The organism is Pseudomonas sp. ML2-2023-3 (assembly GCF_037055275.1).
In the GTDB taxonomy this organism is placed as follows: domain Bacteria; phylum Pseudomonadota; class Gammaproteobacteria; order Pseudomonadales; family Pseudomonadaceae; genus Aquipseudomonas.
In genome coordinates, this window is record NZ_CP146345.1 from 17,366 (window position 1) to 34,983 (window position 17,618).

Below are 17,618 nucleotides of genomic sequence, written 5' to 3' on the forward strand. Positions count from 1 at the left end.
CACGGTCAAAGGTATTTCAGTCGTTAGCGGGCCTGGTCGTATATCTCATCACCGGCATCACGGGGGGGAGGTTGTCATTTCGACGCCGCCGTCCCATTCGGCTAACACTTCAGTTCCGCACGCAGAACAGGCTGTAGTGATCTCCGGTGTCAGCTCCATCAGATGCACCTGTCCAGCATGGCCACAGCCAGCGCAGCGGTAAACGTAAAGCACTATTGGTGCAGGAGCATCAGGTGAAACAACGACCCAACATTTCGCACCGTCATAATCGTTGCCACCTTCGGCGAGGAAGACATGGCCATCCTCGTCTACCGCGTAGACGCCTGGCCGCTCATGAGTAGCATCACGCAAGCAGTCTTTCCAGCCATAGACCGCCCCTTGCCACAGCAATACAACGCCACTCTGGTGCTCCTGGTTGCGTGTGCGCCACTCCGTAGCAATACCGCATAGCAGATCAGTAAATTGACTCATGCCTACCTCCTACGAAGCTGCAGGTGATGCCAACACTGAACGAGCCCCATGAAAGACAGGACACCGTTCCCCCCTTAAGATAAGGGATAGGCAAACGGGTATGTTTATGACTAACAGCAACGATAAGGGTGGCGAGTTGCTCGGCCAGGAACGCCGACGCCGCTGGAGCACCCACCAGAAACTGGCCATGGTTCGCGAGAGCCTTGAACCTGGACAAAGCGTGTCCGTGGTTGCTCGACGCAACGGCATCAATGCCAACCAACTGTTCCTGTGGCGCAAGCTGTATCAGGACGGAAGCTTGTCAGCAGTCAGTGCCGGCGAAGCCGTGGTACCGGCGTCCGAGCTGAGCGATGCGCTCAAGCAGATCCGCGAATTGCAGAGAATGCTGGGCAAGAAGACGATGGAAGCGGAAGTCCTCAGAGAGGCCGTGGAGATCGCCCGTTCGCGAAAATGGATTGCGCACTCACCCTTGTTGCCGGGGGACGACCAGTGAAGCTGGTCAGCGAATGTCTCGGTGTGTCGCGCTCCCAATTAACGGTTCGAATCAAGCAATCGGTTTCGCCCACAGTACGGCGACCTCGGCTCGTCAACGATACGGAGTTGGTCGCCGAGATTAAGCAGCAAGTGAGTGAGTTGCCGAGCTATGGCTACCGTCGGGTTTGGGGTTTGCTTCGCCGCGAGCGTGAAGTCCAGTCGCTGGCTCCGCTCAATGTGAAACGGGTCTACCGCGTCATGCGTGATCACAATCTGCTGCTAGAACGACGCATCAAGCAGCCAGGCGTACAGCGCCGGCATGAAGGCCGAATCGCCGTCACTACCAGCGATACCCGCTGGTGCTCGGACGGCTTCGAGTTCCGCTGCGACGACGGTGCAAAGTTGAGCGTAACCTTTGCCCTGGACTGCTGTGATCGTGAAGCTATCGGCTGGGTCGCCAGCCCGACGGGCTACAGCGGCGATGACATCCGAGACTTGATGTTGGAAAGCGTGGAGAAACGTTTTGGCGATCAGCTACCGAGCACGCCGGTGCAATGGTTGAGCGATAACGGCTCGGCCTATATCGCCGAGCAGACGCGCCTGTTTGCCCGACAAATCGGCTTGCAGCCGGTAACGACGCCGGTACGCAGCCCGCAAAGCAACGGCATGGCGGAGAGCTTCGTGAAGACGATCAAGCGTGATTACGTGGCGCACATGCCCAAACCGGATCGAGAAACGGCGTTGTGCAATCTGACGATTGCCTTCGAGCATTATAATGAACAGCATCCGCACAGCGCTTTGAAATATCGGTCGCCGCGAGAGTTTAGGCGCTTGGCAGCAGCATCAATTTAACGGGGAGTTGGTGTCCGATTTGGTAGGGGCAAGTCCAAACACGTGCAAAAGTTTCCCAAACGCAGCCTCCAATAGGTGAGCTTGCGAAGGGTTATCCAGAATGGCACGGCACTGGTCAGGCCCGATAAGTCGCAGCGCCTCAATTAGAGCTTGGTACTCAGCTTTGTCAAAGCGACTTGCGCCTGCATGCGGGATCTCGGTTTCACCAACAAGCGTGGCTGTAAGGGTTACGAAAGGGTGGCTACTCACGATGATTTTCCATCTCTAGGCTGCGGATCTCAGGACTGGTGCCTGAAGCTCCTTGGCAGCAGTCTGCAGGAGGAAGCTTAACGCTTTTGTTCTCAGGTAAGGCCCAGACCAATTTTTTCAGCATCGGGTGCCAGCGCAGCTTGTAGCAGTAGCGTCCGTGAAGACGACTGCTTTTGGTTCCAACGACCTCTGTGAACTCGTCGCCGGCACGAGCCATTCGCTGGCCATCAAATGGACCGCCGATCACGAGCAGCTTTTGGCTCTCATCCCTCGACATGTGATTCATTCGTTTTGAATGATTCAACGACAGAGACAAACATGTCCGTAAACAACAACACAGTCGATATGCACAGGAAACCAAACCCCAGTTGGCTCACCCAATGCAAACCCGTCTGCAGACCGGTTTCAAGCAAGCAAATTGCAAAAACCAGAAAAAGCACCATCGCTATAGTCAATTTCATATTCATTCCTTTGGAAAAGCGGACACTCGTAAATGGTGGTCCTTATACCTCAAAACCCCGCGAATGCAGGGTTCTTAGAGTCATCTTTGAGCTGTCAGTACCAACGCCGTGTCGGACCTGGCTGAAGGCTATCTGGTCCAGTATTGACCTGCTCTATTGAGGCTTTGATATCAACACAGCACCTGTCATTCACAATCCACTGAGGGACCTCCAACACAGCTTGCAGCTCTTTAGTCTGCTCAGTTGCGTACGAAAGAACGTCTTCGAGGCTCGAAAAATGCCCATTTTCAAGAGCAATTTTCAGGTCGCAGATCTCGTACATCCGGCCAGCCATTTCACGCTTATCCTCAGCGTCTGGGGTCATGAGTCTCATCGTAAAATATCTCTCCGTATGGCGCATTACACGTTGCTTGTCAGCGGTGAACCGAGGAGAGGGGCACCGCTGACGTGGGTAAAGGTTGGTCAAGCTGCTGACGGCCCCTCGCGCACGCTGAGCCTGGACACCAGTATCAGCGGGTCGGGTAATGAATGTTCATCCCGAACCAAGAGCGTTTTCCTCTGGGAGAATTCAGCCATGATCAGGTTTCGCTTTTTCAACATAGACGTGATGCTGGATTGAGTAACTTGGATCGTCTTTCCGTTGCAAGGAATCAGCAGGGACTCACCTGGTAGAAGCTCTGCAAGAGCTTGCGAAATATTGCCGCAGGGTATTTTCAAAGTCATGTAACGCTCCTAGACATCGCAGATCCGGGGTAGCCGCCCCGCCTGTAAATTAATGCGTACGTACGTACATACGTACATACGTACATACGTATATTAGGCTTTCGCCTTCAGCTTGTCACCAAAAAAGATGTCGATCAGGAGCCGGGTGCCCAAAGCTACAAAAGCGCAATGGAGGCTCGACTCCATCAAGCCGCGCTCAAGCTCCCTCCCGCTAAATTGCAATGCCATCCCATAGAAAATGAGGCCGAAGATTACAATGTAGGCCACGGCCATGCTGAGGCGGCGGATAGTGCGGATCAGGTTCAACACAACTGGGGTCATGGCGACTTCGCTCGTTTAGAAGTGAATTTGGCGGAAATTTGCGATCTGTCCTTTTTCAAGCATGCGTACCGCACCGCTTGTTTGTGGACGAAGGTACTTCAAGTCTTTGATATCGATTTTCAGCTTCCGCGCAGCCTCGTCCCAGTCAGCGGTAGCCAGATTCAGTAACAGAAGGGTGCCAGCGTTCTTGATAAAGTCTGAACTGAAATGAGCAGGCGACTGTCCCGCCAGAAGTATTGCAAGGCCGAATTTACGCATCTCAGTGACGACCACGTTGATCGGATTTGAGGCGTCTTCGTCATTGAATTTTTTGGACTCGTCCAGGACGATCAACCGACGCAGTTTTCCGTGGGACTCCCCACGCTGCATCATCTCCCGGATGATCGCGCGCATCCGGAATCTGACAAACATCTTCAACTCATCCTCGGACTGCGCAAGGGGTTTGATGTTGTGCCGGCGAATCCGCGCATTGCCGAAAGGGGGCGGATTGGGATTGAAAATCCCGGTCGCGATCAGGTTTTCCAGTCGAGTAATGACGCTTAGCATCACATCCTTGCTGTGGTACTTCATCGCGTCATCGAATTCTCGCCCTGTTTGCAGGTTGTTCAAGAACGTTTGGTGTGCCTCCGTCGCTTTGATTTTCGACGTGTCGAGACGCTTCTCCAGGGCTTCAATATCCCCATCGCCATTACGACCTTGCGACTTGGCCAAGTCCGCCCGGCGCTTGTTCATTGCAGCCATTGTTCTGCAGTAGTCCTCAAAGCAGCTCAATGCCTGTTTGCCGTCGTCCTGGTCGTCTATCCCCATCCAGAGGGCTCGCAACTTGCGTTTGGCCAGCCGCACAACATCGGAGAGGGTAGGGTAGACGGCTTTCAGATCTGCCCAGCGCTTGTGTTTGATGATGTCTTTGATTTCGTCATCGGAGGCTTCTCGACGCTGCCAAGTATGTGGCTTATCCACATAGATCCCGCGGGCTGCGTAAGCGTCGGTGAGCAGGTGGCGCAGAACCCCTTCCTGGTTGCCACCAAGCTTTCGGGATGTGCTGTTCATAGCTTCAATCACATCATTCACAGCCCTACGCACGCCCCCGTAGTGGGGGTCTGTGTTCAACACCAGTGGGTTAAACCCATAGCGTGTCGCTTCGCTGAAAAGGACAGTTTCTGCACCTGGTATCTCGATGTCACCGTGATAGTCGAAGATGTCGATTTCCACCTGCTCATCCATGTTGGTGACGAACTCCCGGATCCAGTGCGTCTTGCCTGCTCCGGAGGTTCCTGCAACACCGACGTGATGATTCGACACTGCATCAGGACGCCAATAAATAGGAAGTTCCACCTGGTCCTTGGTGTATTTCCAAAAGTCGTTGCCCAGCTTGATTGCTGTCATCGTGCCCCCTTATTAATCATATGCATCTTCTGGAATTTCAAAATCCTCCCCGTCGTCGCCGAGCATTTCCTCGGGTTCAAGATCGGGTTTCGGTTGGTGAAAATATCCAGTAAGGCCTTGAGCTTCCGCTGCATGAAGCGCTTTTCTAGCCGCTTGGAATAACGCGATGCCACGCTGTTCAGCGGGCACGTCGAAACGCTGAATGCTGTCCAGGTGCCGCGCAGTTGCCACAACCTGATCGAGGATCGGGTCTTCGAGGGCTGGGTAGTAGGGTTTCTCGACCCGGCGAAGCTGGGCCGCGATGTAGTCGACAGAGTGGGTATCCTGCTTACTGATGCGCTCAGCACTTTGTGGCAGTCGGCTGAATTCCGGCCGCTCGACCTGCAGGAATCGGTTGATACGGGCAGAAAGTTTGCTGGTTTTCTTGTGATCGTCGGGGATGTAGAAGCTTGATGCTGGGATTACAGCATCTTTAAAAATCAGCATTCCCTCACCAGCCTGCAGTTTTTTCAGCTCCCCAAGCTCGATCTTGTTTCGTCGCTCGATGTTCGCTGCACCCTGCGCTTGGTAGGCACCACCGGTGTTCTGGTCGTAGCCGGTGAGCACGCTGTAGTAAGCCTCTCCACCGGCCTTGCGAATGTAATCGTACGTGTCCTCTGGGTCTTCCAAGGCCAGCACCCATTTCACTTTGGTGTTGGCAAGCATGGAAGGTGCCTCGTCGGCAGCCTCGCCTCGTTTAAGGCCCTGAATATCCTGCACGGCGGCGACCATCATGAAGCCAAGGCTTCGCGCTTGAGCAAACATTACTGCGATGCCTGCAGCGAAGTAATAGGCCAACTCATCGCTGATGATCAGGTACGGATTAGGGGCATTTGTAGCTTTGGTATCCAGGACGTCTGCCCGAGTACCTTCTAAGCGGTAGCCAAGATTTTGGGCCATCATCAGCCGGATTGATGAAATGTACAGCTTGCCCAGCGATGCTGCCTCGGACGCAGATTTTTCGAGAGTCGGGATCATGACTGCGATCAGCCGGTCGTTGAGGAGGACATCGAGCATGTCAATTTCCGGGAATTTGTCCGCAAAAATATGACCGTACGTGTCCATCATCATCGACAGAGTGCGAGCAAACTGGCCGGTCAAATAACCATGCTGGTTGAACACCTCTGCATCCCACTTCGATGGATCACCAGCGAGTTGTGGGTTGAAACCTGGTAGGCCGGTTTCAAAGTAGGCTTTGATCGGCAGGTAGGCCAGCTCAGGGATCAGCCCTTGCTGGCCCTCGATGTAAAATTGGACAAGGTTTTGAAGTGCCAGGTAATGACGGATCACCCCGATGGAGATTTCAAGTTCCCCTTTGGCGCGCTTGTAACAGAGCGTACGCAGCAGCGCATCGATCATGTTGAGAGCTTTTTGCTGCCATTGAGCGCCGTCACCGCTGGCTACGGGTAGCAAGGAAGCCATCAGCTGCAGGAGGAAGTCAGCCGCAGCGTCCCCGAAAGGGTTCATGGAGTTCGATTGAGGCTGATTCATTGCATGAAGACCAGACTCCCTGGCCACCATGTGTTCGAAGGGATCCATACCGCCTGTAAGGTAGTTGAGGATGAGGAAATCGTCCTCTCGGCCATGCCTGCGAGCTAGCGACCAGAGACAGAAGGCAAGATTTGAGTCAGCTTTACCGTCCCCGTACGACGCTCCAGTTCCCCAGCAGATGGCGTTGTAGTACATGCCCATCAGGGTTTCACTTTTGCCCGAGCCCGTGGTGCCTGGCAAAAACAGGTGGGTACGACAATCGGAGTTGTTGAGCCAAAGCTCCCGGCCTTCATCAGCGCTCGCTGCAATTCCGTCCGTATTCGGGGTACGGAGAAAACCGAGGTACATGATGCCCCCAGCAGCTAAGAGCCTGCGAAAAAGCCGCGACTTTGTGAGCAAGCCCCAAAGAAAGTTTTCCTCTACCAGCTCCTCGTAATAATCCGTTCGATCCAAGCCGCCAATGTCTTTGGGCATGCGGATAGGCATGCGAAATTTCTGGTCCTTAAAGGCCATGATTAGCATGGACAAGAAGAGGATCCAGACCGGCCACAAGACTGGCTGATAGAACAGCAGGCCAGCTATGGCTAAAAGTGCAAGCTTGAAGTTGTTCGGGCGATACAGTGCAACATTGAACCTGGTCCAAGAGCTGCGCACGTCCCTTGATATGCGGCCAGGCTTGATCTCGTGTTGTGAGTCGAGAGACATTTGGTGATCTCCTAGGCGGGCAACGCCATACCGATCGTTCTTTCGAACTGAGCGGTAAGAGCTTGTTTGTAGAGGGTTGCCTCACGGACGCGGGCGAGTATTTTGCGTGCCTTTTCAGCAGCGCGGACCTGCGATTCTGGTACGTCCATATCCAAGCCGTGCTTCACGTAGTCGGCCAAAAACCTGCTCAATGGATATGCTGTAGCCAATGCATCGTTCCATGCATCAAGCCCATGCGAAGCGATCAGCTGATCGGGGTCGCTGCCCTCGGGTAGAAAAAGGAACTGGGCTGTTTTACCGTCGCGGATTTCCTCTAAAACAACTGCAGAGGCTCGTAACGCAGCAGATCGGCCAGGCTTATCCCCATCGAAGGCAAATGTCACGGTGTCGGCATTGCTGAATAGCCGTCTTGCCTGAGTATTTGTAAGGGCGGTCCCCATGGGGGCCACCACTCTGCAGTCACCGGCCTGGTGAGCCGTGAGCACATCGAAATAGCCTTCAACGACGATAGCGTGCCGAGCGCTACGAATTGCCGACTTGGCGACGTTCAACGCATACAACTCGTTGCCTTTATGAAAAAGCTCAGTTTCAGGCGAATTCAGGTACTTGGGTGTTCGGTCGGGCTTTTCGATCATGGAACGTCCTGCAAACCCGATCAAAGCACCGCTTTCGTTGTAGATCGGAATCATGATCCGGTTGCGGAAGCGGTCAAATAGACGACCGTCCTCCGCACGGATGGCCAGCCCGCACTCAATGAGTATTTCTGGATCGTGACGCTTAGCCAACAGCTCAACGACGCCGGTCGCGACGGTACCCAACTGGTAGGAAGTAATTGTTTCTTCCGAAAGCCTGCGGGTGGTTGTGAGGTACTGGCGACCTGTGGGACTGCGTTCGATGCCACCCGCGTATAAACGCGACGCGTCTTGCAGGGCTTTGCTTAAAGACGCCAAGCGACTTCGGCGCATTTGCGATTCGGCTGAGTCATCAACCTGTGATTCAGGAACCACGATCCCTGAGTCCGACGCCACAGCGGCAACTGCTTCTTGAAAGGGGAGTTTGTGAAACTCCATCATCCACTTGATCGCATCGCCTTGTGCGGGGCACCCATAGCACTTGTATGTGTTCCGCTCAGGCGATACCTCAAAAGAGGGTGTTTTCTCTCCGTGAAAAGGGCAGCACGCCTTAAATGCCTTGCCTGCCTTTTTAAGGGTGATGTCTCTTCCTATGATCCCCACCAGGTCTGCGTCCTCACGCACACGGGCAAGGAATTCATCGGTGTACCGGATGTACTTGCCCATGAATATCCTCACTGCGCCTTTGTTTGATCCAGCCACTGCGAAATGGCCCGGGCGGTATTCGGAAGGGTCAGCGGAGTTTGTTCGCCGCTGGTGTTCACCACTGTGGGAGTGCCCAAGAAATTCAGCTTGCGGAATATCTGGTCATTGGCCGATACGGCGGCTTCGCCTTCGGGGCAAGTCGGTGCGTCGAGGCGATCACCCTTGACGATCTTTTTCCAGTAATTGGCACGGTCTTCAGGTTTAGCGCAAAGCATTTGGGCAATCGCAGTACTGGACTCAGGCCCGCCGATCACTGATACCGGAAAAAGCTGGATGGTGTAGTCAGCAGCGAGCTTTTCAAGTTCTGGTTCAAAATTGCGGCAATGTGGGCAAGATGGATCAGAGAACACATAGACAGTCCCTTTACCCCCCTGAGAAAGCTGTACAGCGTATTTACCAGCCTTGGTACCTGCATTGATGGCTTGCTTGACGATTGATGGGTCAGCAGCTGGTGGAAGCCCGGGGATGTTACCAAGCTGGAGATTCTGAGGCTGTTGTGGCGGTGCAAAGCCAGGCTGCATTGCACCTGGGTTGAAAGCAGGCTGCTCATTCACCTGGCCCGATGGTCCAGGTGCAGCTTGCGAAGTGATACCGGTCATTCGGGCCGCGTACATGTTCAAACCGAGGGCAAAGATCAGACCGAACGCCGGCAGTAAGCCCCACTTAACGGCACCTTTCACACGGCTGAATATCACACGGCGCCGTGAGTAGCGGTCGAGCGCATGTTGCATTGCTTCAAAAGCATTACCAGCCAGAGCATCGGACCCGAACTCTTCAAGCAAACACTCATGATTTTCCCCTTGTGCAGAGTTGGACCAGAGCAGACGTTTTCCATCCAGGCGAACCTGGAGACTGTCGTTCAACGAAAGTGCCGTAACTGCACGGCGCTCGCCGGTAGATCCAAAGTGGACATGGAGAGACGAATCGTACTGTCGAATTCTGTCGCGATTTTTCATTGTGTTTCTCCTTGTCGGGCGACCAAACCTAGTTTGGCGAGATATTTTTCGACGCCATCAATCGCGTCTTCAATGAATGGCTCGGTAAGGCGATAACCCACGTTTTCCGCGAACTCTTCCCACTGCATCTGAGTGAAAACTGCACCTTGTTCGAGATATGGGGCTTTGCGCAGACCGATGTTCAAGGCATAGAAAAGGTTACGATCCATCCCTTTCAACCAGCGAAACTGGGAAGAGGGCAACTTGCCGCTTTTGGATGCAACCTTGTGCATGGCGAACAGCATCGTTCGGGGGTAGGGGTGTCTGAGGAGCCAGGCCTGAGCGTCAGGATGAGCTGAGTATTTTTTGAATGCTGCGTCAGTTAAACCGAGATCCGGGTACCCTTTTTTCCCTTCAAACGTACCTGTGTGACAAGAGCGGTTGAGGTCGTCCAGGAGCTGCTGGGCTACGCGGATGTCTTTTCCGTCCGAGAGGAGGCGAGCGCCGAACACTGCGAACATTGCACGCTCTGTCGGACTCAATTCGTTGAGTGTCGCGACCGGCTTGCCTAGGAACTCGATCAGGAGTTGTCCGCAGCGTTCACGATCTAACTTGTGATTTACTATCAGTCCTTGCTCAAGCGTCCATTCTTCGGGATGCACAGCGCTGCGATGCTCGACCGGATCATCGTTTAGCAGCAGAGTTTGAGGGTTGCCGTAGTACAGGGAAGGAATGATAGCGGGGGAGTGCTTGGACATGATCCAAGGCAGGGTTTCAACCGTGACCTTCCTGCGCGTTTTGTTCATCGGGTGACGGTGAGCTGCAAGAAAGCCCCTCGCGATGAAGAAAAGCGGTATGGGAATGTAAAAATAACCAGCCTTATTGAGAATGCTCAAAAGCTCGGGGAAAGTAACCCTTGATGGATACATTGCCATACCCGCAGCTTGTGCGCGCCACTCGCGAATCACCTCAGGCATAAATGGCCAATCGAAAACAGCAAGCTGGTACCAAACCCACTTGAGCGACCAGTAGCTAATGGTGCCGTGCCAGCGATGCCAAAACATCCATCCGAAAAATGCGATCAAGCCAATCATGACCAGCCATACGACCCCCATTCCGTCTGATTGATTTTGTCCGTGTCTAGCCATGAGCCCTCCTAGAACTTGAGCGAATTGTTATAAACACGCTGGATGTACGGGTATTTGTACTTCGGAGTCCTGGAGTGGTAATGCCCAACCCCATCCCAAAAGCTGCCATTCGCCTGGTTAATCTCGTAGCGCAAAATGTATGCAGCGGCGCGAGCGGACCAGCAGAAGTTCGTCGTGATCATTTGGGGCGATACGCCGAATTCACGCTCTAATTTCTGAGCCCACACGGTGTTGATCTGGAAAGGACCGTGGTCGACCGTGCCATTTGTGTTCGGGCTCAAAGTCCCTGTACTGCCGCCCTCGGTTATCCAAAGCGCGATCATTCCCCTAAGGGGCAAACTGTAATCTCGCGCCGCTTCAACCAAACAAACCGGTACAGGCGGCTCAGCCACTGGTAATGGAATCATCGTTTCGTCCTTTCTCGATCCCTAGCAATGGGTTATAATTTTCCGTATGGTAGCCATTCTACGGAATCAAGGCAAGTTGAATCAGCCTTATGCAAATCCGCAAAAACGCTGATTTCAGCCTCGTTCAGGAAGGAGTTTTTAATGGAAAAGGTTTTGTGGATTGCCGAGAAGGAATCCCAGCTTTCTCAGGGTATTTATTCGGCCATTCCGGGCCGCACCGAAGATCAGGGGCCGGGCTGGGCACGCAGAGGCGAGCATTGGTTTATCTGGCTCGATGGCCATGCGTTTCAACAAGCTCCACCGGACCACTACCTTCCTGACGACGTGCCTTTGACAGCCGGCAAGAAAAAGGTTTGGCGGATGGCTGATCTACCTATTATCCCTGGAGCTCGGGCATGGAAGCTTTTGCCAGATCCACGAAAGAAGGCTCGTATCGCAAAGCTTAAAGAATTGTTGCAGTGGTGTGATGTTGTTCACCACCTTGGTGATTCCGACGAGGAGGGTCAGTGCCTTGTTGATGAAGCCCTCGAGTACTTCCAATTCAAGAAGCCTGTACGTCGGGTGCTGATCAACGACTACAACGCTACAAAAATCAAAGAGTCACTTGCCAACATTCGGGATAACACAGAACCTCAGTTCACCGGGTGGCGGCGCTGGGGCCTTGCTCGCAGTCGCTACGACTGGTTGCTGGGTATGAATGGCACGAGAGCGATGACCTTGCGCGGCCGTGAGGTAGGACAGCAGGGTTTGCTACCCGTTGGGAGCGTACAAACGCCTCTGCTCTATATAGCCAGGGAGCGCGACAGGCTGATCGAGGAATTCAAGCCTCACGCCTATCAAGTAGTCACCGTACAACTGAAACCAACCGAAGGTCCGGACTTTCAGGCTCGGTGGAAACCGCGGGCTGATCAATCTGGCCTGGATGATGATGGGCGTGTGGTCGACACTCAAGTCTCCAAGTCCATTGCAGAAAAGGTCAAAGGCCAGACAGGTTCTGTTACCGAAAGCGCTGTAGTCGATAAAAGCAAGAAACCTCCACTACCTCTCTCTATGAACGAGCTGCAGATGGAAGGTTTCAGCCGGTATGACTATTCCGCTCAGGAAGTCATGGAAGCGGCTCAGAAGCTGTACGACACATACAAAGTCATGACGTATCCAAGAACGGATGTCAGGCACCTTTCAGAAGCTCATCACGATGAAGCGCCTGCAGTGATAGCGGCAGTGCTGCAAATTCGTCCTGACCTGACCCAGATTGCTGACCTGCTAAACCACTCCCATAAATCGGCTGCATTCGATGACGCGAAAGTTCGCACACCGACCGGGGAGCCAACTCCGCACCACGGCATAGTGCCTTCCATTCCCGAAAAAACAGTGAACCTGGCCGAGTGGACTGAACGAGAGCGAAACGTTTACGACCTGGTTGTTCGGGCATACCTGGCTCAGTTTGCCAGCGATTACAAATATCAGGCCGCAACGCTGCACGTAGATATTGATGGTGAAGCTTTTACGGCCAGTGGTACCACCCCCGTACAATTGGGTTGGAAAGCGATCTATCAAGAGCCACCGCCATTGGATGGTACAGAGCTGGAAGAGGACAACCTTCCATCGTTGACGCTGCCAGCGCTGAGTGAGGGGGATAGCGTCTCGTGCTTGTCTTGCAGCATGGTCGACCAAATGACCACGCCGCCACCGCGATTTGACGACAACATGCTGCTTGATGCGATGAAGAACCTGCACAGGTATGTAGTCGATCCGGAGCTTCGTAAACTCCTCAAAGAAGGTGAGGGCATCGGGACAACCTCCACTCGTGCCGGGATTATTGCGGATATGAAAAAGCGAGAGCTTTTCGTATCTGCGCCGAAGGGCAAGAAAAAACTCATGACGAGCGCGCAGGCCAGAAACCTGATCGATGCTCTTCCCATGAAGGTGAAAGACCCGGCACAGGCTGGCTATTTCAAACAGTCACTGGATAAGGTCGCTAGTGGCACACTCACCCACTCTGAGTTCATGGAATATGCCGAACGATTCGTTCGGGAAGTTGTTGAGGTGGCCAAAGTCGCTGAAATGGCAGATCTTCCCCCTTCACCAGGGGAGCAAATTCCTTGCCCAAACTGCTCTGGCGAGCTACAGAACAAAGGGAAACGTACTGCTTGCAGCCAATGCAAATTTGTCCTCTGGCATGAAGCGTTCGGCAAGCTGCTTGGAGCAAAAGATATTGAAGCCTTACTTAAGAAGGGTGAGACACGACTACTTCAGAACTTAATAGGCCGTGAGAAAAAAACGAAATTCTCGGCGCGCCTGTCATTAGATCGTGCCACCGGCAAGACCAAGCCTCTCTTTGAAAATTCTGGTGCTAATACATCCAAGAGCGAGACATCCTCCAAGGAGCAAATAATACTCGCTCCGCTTAACTGCCCTCGATGCCCGGGCATTCTCGAAGCCACAGGGAAGACGCTTGAGTGTCCATCATGCAAATTCAAAATGTTTTCAGAGTTACTGGGCAGGGCTTTGAATGATGCTGAACTCAAAGCACTCCTCACAGACGGAATTACTGAAAAACTCAGTGGTTTTGTCAGCCCCAAAAACAACAGTGCTTTTTCCGCAAAACTCAAGCTCAACCGTGAAGCTTGGAAGGTTGAGTTTGAGTTTGAAAAGAGGGGTAGCTGACCGTGCCTCAGATTGAGAATGCTATTGCGCACGACCTCAGCTTGGCACCTTTTCTGGATGATTTCAGAGCATTGGTCCTTGGTCATATGAAACGCATGCCCAGTCAAGAATGGACACGGCTACGGGTCTTGTCAGTTATGGGTGGAACGGCAGGATCTGGACTCACAGCAAGCCCTGAAGAGGTATTGCGCACGTCATTCGGCAGTCCCGATCTCAGAATGTCGGACGTCATGAATGCTTTTATGGATTACGCAGAGGTCATTGGAACTATCAATGATGCTCCCGCTTACTATTTCTCTGGGCTTGGATATTACGCCTGGGGGTTGAGCCCTGAGTCATCGCCGATTCTTGATGCCTCGATCACGCACCCAAACTCACCGCCTGGTTGGTGAGAAAGAAAGGAGCAATACATGTTTATACGTTTGTTACCTCTGTTGCTTGCAATCCTTGTTGCTGGGTGCGATCAGTCGAAAAATCAGCATGAGCAGGAAGGCGTGCAACGGCAGCTGATTCAGGGAATGCACGCTGAATTTTTCAAAGTCGCTGATGGCAACAACACCTGGTTTGAGGTTGCAATTTCGGTCGACAATAGCAAAACATTCAGGATGCCGGTTTTCTTCTCTCAAAATGGAAAGCTCGTAAAAGTCACCGATTCACAGGCCCAGTCAATATTTGATAGCTGGCTTAAAGAGCGCGCTAAGAACATTGCGGCATTCGGGTCGCTTGATGAACAAAGCGGCATGAAAGATCCATTCCTCGCGCTTGATGTGAACCGTTGGGAGAAAAAATAATGTTCAACGAAGATGAGATGAAGTTTGTCCCTGCGTATTACGCCGCGAATGGTAAAGGCCAAAGCGTACCCTTCATTGTGTCGTTGATGATGGTCGATGATGAGAGCAAAGCTGCAGTACCACCCGCTGTCTCGGCGTCGATTGACAGAACGCTAAGCATCACAGGAACGGAAGGGGTGGCCTTTGCGAACATTTACAACGTCGAACCACTCGACCTGGTTGTACCGGCTCACATCGACCGGGCGATGAAGATTCTCGGCGCTCTTGTGCTGTTCCGTTGCCAGAGTCCTGAAACTGCCGAAAATCTGATGACGGTGATGAATGAAGCCTACACCCTAACCTTGGTCAAAGATAAGCAGAGCGATGCTGATGCTTAAGCAGCGGATTTGGCGTACCTGTGTGGCGATTGGCAGCTCGATCATTGGGCTTTCTTACGCAGTGCTTGCAGTTCACCACGGGTTCGACGTCCCGGGCGAGCTGGTTCACGCAGCGCTGTTTCTTGCAGCAGGGATTGCTCTGCTTTACCAAACATTCAAACGACAGCACGAGGGCTCCCAGATGCCAGGTCCATTGACCAGCCAGCAGGTTGCAGAATACGAATGCGCGATGGAAACCATCGGGAACGCACTCGCGGCACGATCACAGGCAATCCACGAGGAAAGGTCTAAGGCTGAGCCCGACCTTGAGGCCCTTGCAAAATTGCGACAGGAGCAGGCTGAGCTCGTGCTGGAACGTAGCAAAATATCCATAGATGACGTCGACACCGTACGTCGTGTAATCGCGAACTACGGCGCCCAGGTACGGGCTCAGATTTGAGGACTGGCCATGGACGATCAGAGCAAAGGTTTGAGCGTTAAGGAAGCACAGGCGGTCGTTGATCGATTCTTGGCTGACTATAATGGAAACATCCCCCTGAGAAATCTTGTCAGGGCGAACCAGGAGGATATTTATGGACCGCAAGCATCACGCGAAAAAATCGGAATCCGCATCGACGGAGCCTACCATCCAGGAAGTGGACTTATCACAATTGTCGCTTCCAATATGGGTGACGAAGGGGCCATCGTCCGAACCTTGCGCCACGAGCTCCTCGGGCATTTTGGGCTCAACACCTTCGATCCCGAAGAAAAAAGAGCGCTCCTTTCTCGCGTTCTTGAAACGCGTAACGAATCAACGCTAAGCCATATCTGGGCCTATGTTGATAAAAACTACGCTGATAAAAGCGAGCTGTTCCGTGCTGAAGAAGTCTTCGCATTTGTGGCTGAAGACGAACGCACGTTTCTGGGCCGAGCCTGGGACCGAACCCGTGCAGCTTTACAACAGGTTCTCAAGGCTACAGGCCTGATAGACGACAAGTCACTTTCCATCCATGAGCTTCGTGTCGAGGCGCTGGCCATTGCAAAAGGCATCAAATCCGGCGAAAGGCATCAGCAGACATTCCCTAAAGACGATCAATCGCAGTTCAGGCTTGAGGCCGAAGAGCATCAGCTTATTTTTGAAGACATTGCCCAGCACGCTTTGATGCTCAGCAAACCGGTGCAGCAACCAGTTGCAATCATCCTCGGGGGGCAACCCGGGGCGGGGAAAGCGGCCCTCAGCAGTTATGCCACGACTGAGCTGGGTGGCAACTCAATCAAGATTGACGCTGACGAACTGCGCAAGTATCACCCCCACCTACTCAAGCTGATGCGTGAAAATGACCGTGACGCAGCGGATCTTACGCATCGTGATGCTGCAGGCTGGGCAGTGAAACTCACGAACCTGGCCATTAAAGAGCGCAGGAACCTGGTCATCGATGGAACAATGCGCGATCCAGACAGCCTGGCAAAGCTCTGCAGCAAGCTGCAATCAGCTGGGTACCGGATCGATGCTCGTGTGTTGGCCGTTAATGACCTGGTGAGCCGTCTTAGCATTCACCATCGGTACGAGCTGCAACACGAGGCCAATGGCTTTGGGCGTTGGTCCAACCGAACCAACCACGACCTGGCGTTTGTAGGACTGCCGCTCACTGTTGATCGGCTGGAAACCGCCAATTTGGTCGACCGAATGCACGTGACGAATCGAAGCGGCACAGACATCTACGACAACACACGTATAGCGGGTGGTTGGCAGCAAACCCCCGTCCAAGGCCGAGTTCATGTAGACGCTGAGCGTTCGAGAGCCTGGACGCAGGCCGAGCGATCGTCCTTCGAACTGACCCTTGATCTTGTGCAATCCAAAATGCATCGCCGGCAAGCCAGTGAGGGGGATCTCGCGGAGCTTGCGGCTATCCGCGCGGACTACAACCGCACGCTCGCACCCAGCATTCGTACCAATCTCCCAAACCAAATCAAACCTCGATAAATCCATCAGGGGCCAAGCCATGAAACCAGACGAATTTGCTGCAAAATTAATGAAAGCTACTCCGGATCAGCTTGAAGCCTTGGATGATGCTCACTGGAGGTATATCAGTCTCATTGGGCTTGTTTCGGATGCGGTTCCCGCAGACGTGGTGGAGGCAGACCAAAAGGCATATCCGGATCTCATCAAGCGCAACGGCGCAATGACCGTATTCGACGATGCTGATTGCGAAGTCTTTATGGCGTCGGTCACCGGGCTTCCCGAAGAAATGTGTGCAGCCTGGCGGGACAAAGATTTCTACACGCTGCATGGCGAAACAGCTGATGAGATGGCAGATCGTCAGACAAAACAATCCTAATCTCTCGGGAGGATACTGAATGTCGACCCAAACTCTACCCAACCAATCAGTCACCTGGGCAGAACTCAGCTGTGTCGTTGAAGAGTTCTCTGAATGGCAGCAACGCTCTGATCGAAAATTTTCTGATGAACACACGGAGCTTTTGGCTTACCTGATGGACCAGTTGCAAGCGGAAAGCGAATCACTGATTGGCAATCCGCTCAACCATCCAGTACTCGGGCTGATCAGCCATATGAGCAGCAAAAATAATCGGATGCGTGAGCTCTTGTTTGCCTACCTTGCGATTGTGCTCTCTCAAGATCTAGAACCTGCCCGAAAGCTCATTACTGGACAGCGACTGCAGCTACATCTTCACCCGGAATATGTGGCTGCGACCTGCTGCTACGGCGCCTCTTACAACGCTTAAAATCCCACTGAATTCGCGGACGGTCATCCTCAAATGCCGGTAAGAATTGTACTCTGTTAC

Annotated in this window: 17 protein-coding genes and 1 pseudogene; 8 read left to right on the top strand and 10 right to left on the bottom strand. The window is 53.2% G+C overall.

The window, feature by feature from the left end; all coding sequences use genetic code 11:
• Positions 1–228 precede the first annotated feature (228 nt).
• A pseudogene (locus V6P94_RS24600) lies at positions 229–471 on the bottom strand (antirestriction protein ArdR); the annotation flags it as partial.
• 106 nt (positions 472–577) lie between these two features.
• Here V6P94_RS24600 and V6P94_RS24605 point away from each other — a divergent pair.
• Positions 578–1,797, top strand: a protein-coding gene (locus tag V6P94_RS24605) for an IS3 family transposase (protein ID WP_338649521.1) whose coding sequence is annotated in 2 segments (ribosomal slippage) — positions 578–923 and positions 923–1,797 — 1,221 coding nt in all. Because the reading frame shifts where the segments join, the coding sequence is not laid out codon by codon here.
• Positions 1,798–2,309: 512 nt separating this feature from the next.
• Here V6P94_RS24605 and V6P94_RS24610 read toward each other — a convergent pair.
• The 9 genes from V6P94_RS24610 to V6P94_RS24650 all read right to left on the bottom strand — a co-directional run bounded on the left by V6P94_RS24610 (position 2,310) and on the right by V6P94_RS24650 (position 10,999).
• Entirely contained in the window at positions 2,310–2,507 is a 198-nt protein-coding gene (locus V6P94_RS24610) for a hypothetical protein (RefSeq protein ID WP_004666748.1), read from the bottom strand.
• Positions 2,508–2,969: 462 nt separating this feature from the next.
• Positions 2,970–3,230, bottom strand: coding sequence for a hypothetical protein (locus V6P94_RS24615; protein ID WP_106118815.1), 261 nt, complete (start codon positions 3,228–3,230; stop codon positions 2,970–2,972).
• Positions 3,231–3,323: 93 nt separating this feature from the next.
• On the bottom strand, positions 3,324–3,551 hold the full coding sequence (locus tag V6P94_RS24620) for a hypothetical protein (RefSeq protein WP_106118816.1): 228 nt from the start codon (positions 3,549–3,551) through the stop codon (positions 3,324–3,326).
• A gap of 15 nt (positions 3,552–3,566) precedes the next feature.
• Positions 3,567–4,937, bottom strand: coding sequence for a hypothetical protein (locus V6P94_RS24625; protein WP_054998547.1), 1,371 nt, complete (start codon positions 4,935–4,937; stop codon positions 3,567–3,569).
• Positions 4,938–4,949: 12 nt separating this feature from the next.
• Positions 4,950–7,172, bottom strand: coding sequence for a TraM recognition domain-containing protein (locus V6P94_RS24630; RefSeq protein WP_122433189.1), 2,223 nt, complete (start codon positions 7,170–7,172; stop codon positions 4,950–4,952).
• Between the two features lie 11 nt (positions 7,173–7,183).
• A complete protein-coding gene (gene dnaG, locus V6P94_RS24635; protein WP_106118777.1) occupies positions 7,184–8,470 on the bottom strand; it encodes a DNA primase in 1,287 nt (428 codons plus the stop codon).
• An 8-nt stretch (positions 8,471–8,478) separates the two neighbouring features.
• Positions 8,479–9,465 (bottom strand): DsbC family protein, encoded by a 987-nt coding sequence (locus tag V6P94_RS24640; RefSeq protein WP_016355617.1) that lies wholly within the window; start codon positions 9,463–9,465, stop codon positions 8,479–8,481.
• Complete coding sequence (locus tag V6P94_RS24645) at positions 9,462–10,592, bottom strand: conjugal transfer protein TrbA (protein WP_106118778.1); 1,131 nt, start codon at positions 10,590–10,592, stop codon at positions 9,462–9,464. Before V6P94_RS24645 ends, V6P94_RS24640 begins: the two co-directional genes overlap by 4 nt.
• 8 nt (positions 10,593–10,600) lie before the next feature.
• Positions 10,601–10,999, bottom strand: coding sequence for a lytic transglycosylase domain-containing protein (locus V6P94_RS24650; protein WP_016355619.1), 399 nt, complete (start codon positions 10,997–10,999; stop codon positions 10,601–10,603).
• Between the two features lie 141 nt (positions 11,000–11,140).
• Here V6P94_RS24650 and V6P94_RS24655 point away from each other — a divergent pair, with 141 nt between their 5' ends.
• From V6P94_RS24655 to V6P94_RS24685, 7 genes are all read left to right on the top strand, one after another.
• Positions 11,141–13,666, top strand: coding sequence for a type IA DNA topoisomerase (locus V6P94_RS24655; protein WP_200645971.1), 2,526 nt, complete (start codon positions 11,141–11,143; stop codon positions 13,664–13,666).
• A 410-nt stretch (positions 13,667–14,076) separates the two neighbouring features.
• Positions 14,077–14,457 carry a hypothetical protein gene (locus V6P94_RS24660; RefSeq protein ID WP_016355622.1) on the top strand — a complete coding sequence of 127 codons (381 nt, stop codon included), beginning with the start codon at positions 14,077–14,079 and terminating at the stop codon, positions 14,455–14,457.
• Complete coding sequence (locus V6P94_RS24665) at positions 14,457–14,834, top strand: hypothetical protein (protein WP_106118772.1); 378 nt, start codon at positions 14,457–14,459, stop codon at positions 14,832–14,834. The genes V6P94_RS24660 and V6P94_RS24665 overlap by 1 nt, the downstream gene beginning before the upstream one ends.
• Positions 14,821–15,273 carry a hypothetical protein gene (locus tag V6P94_RS24670; protein ID WP_197044090.1) on the top strand — a complete coding sequence of 151 codons (453 nt, stop codon included), beginning with the start codon at positions 14,821–14,823 and terminating at the stop codon, positions 15,271–15,273. The genes V6P94_RS24665 and V6P94_RS24670 overlap by 14 nt, the downstream gene beginning before the upstream one ends.
• A 9-nt stretch (positions 15,274–15,282) precedes the next feature.
• Entirely contained in the window at positions 15,283–16,797 is a 1,515-nt protein-coding gene (locus V6P94_RS24675) for a zeta toxin family protein (protein WP_106118773.1), read from the top strand.
• 19 nt (positions 16,798–16,816) lie between these two features.
• Positions 16,817–17,152, top strand: a complete 336-nt coding sequence (locus V6P94_RS24680) for a hypothetical protein (protein ID WP_016355626.1) — start codon at positions 16,817–16,819, stop codon at positions 17,150–17,152.
• Between the two features lie 19 nt (positions 17,153–17,171).
• Positions 17,172–17,558, top strand: a complete 387-nt coding sequence (locus tag V6P94_RS24685) for a hypothetical protein (protein WP_106118774.1) — start codon at positions 17,172–17,174, stop codon at positions 17,556–17,558.
• The last annotated feature ends 60 nt before the right edge of the window (positions 17,559–17,618 follow it).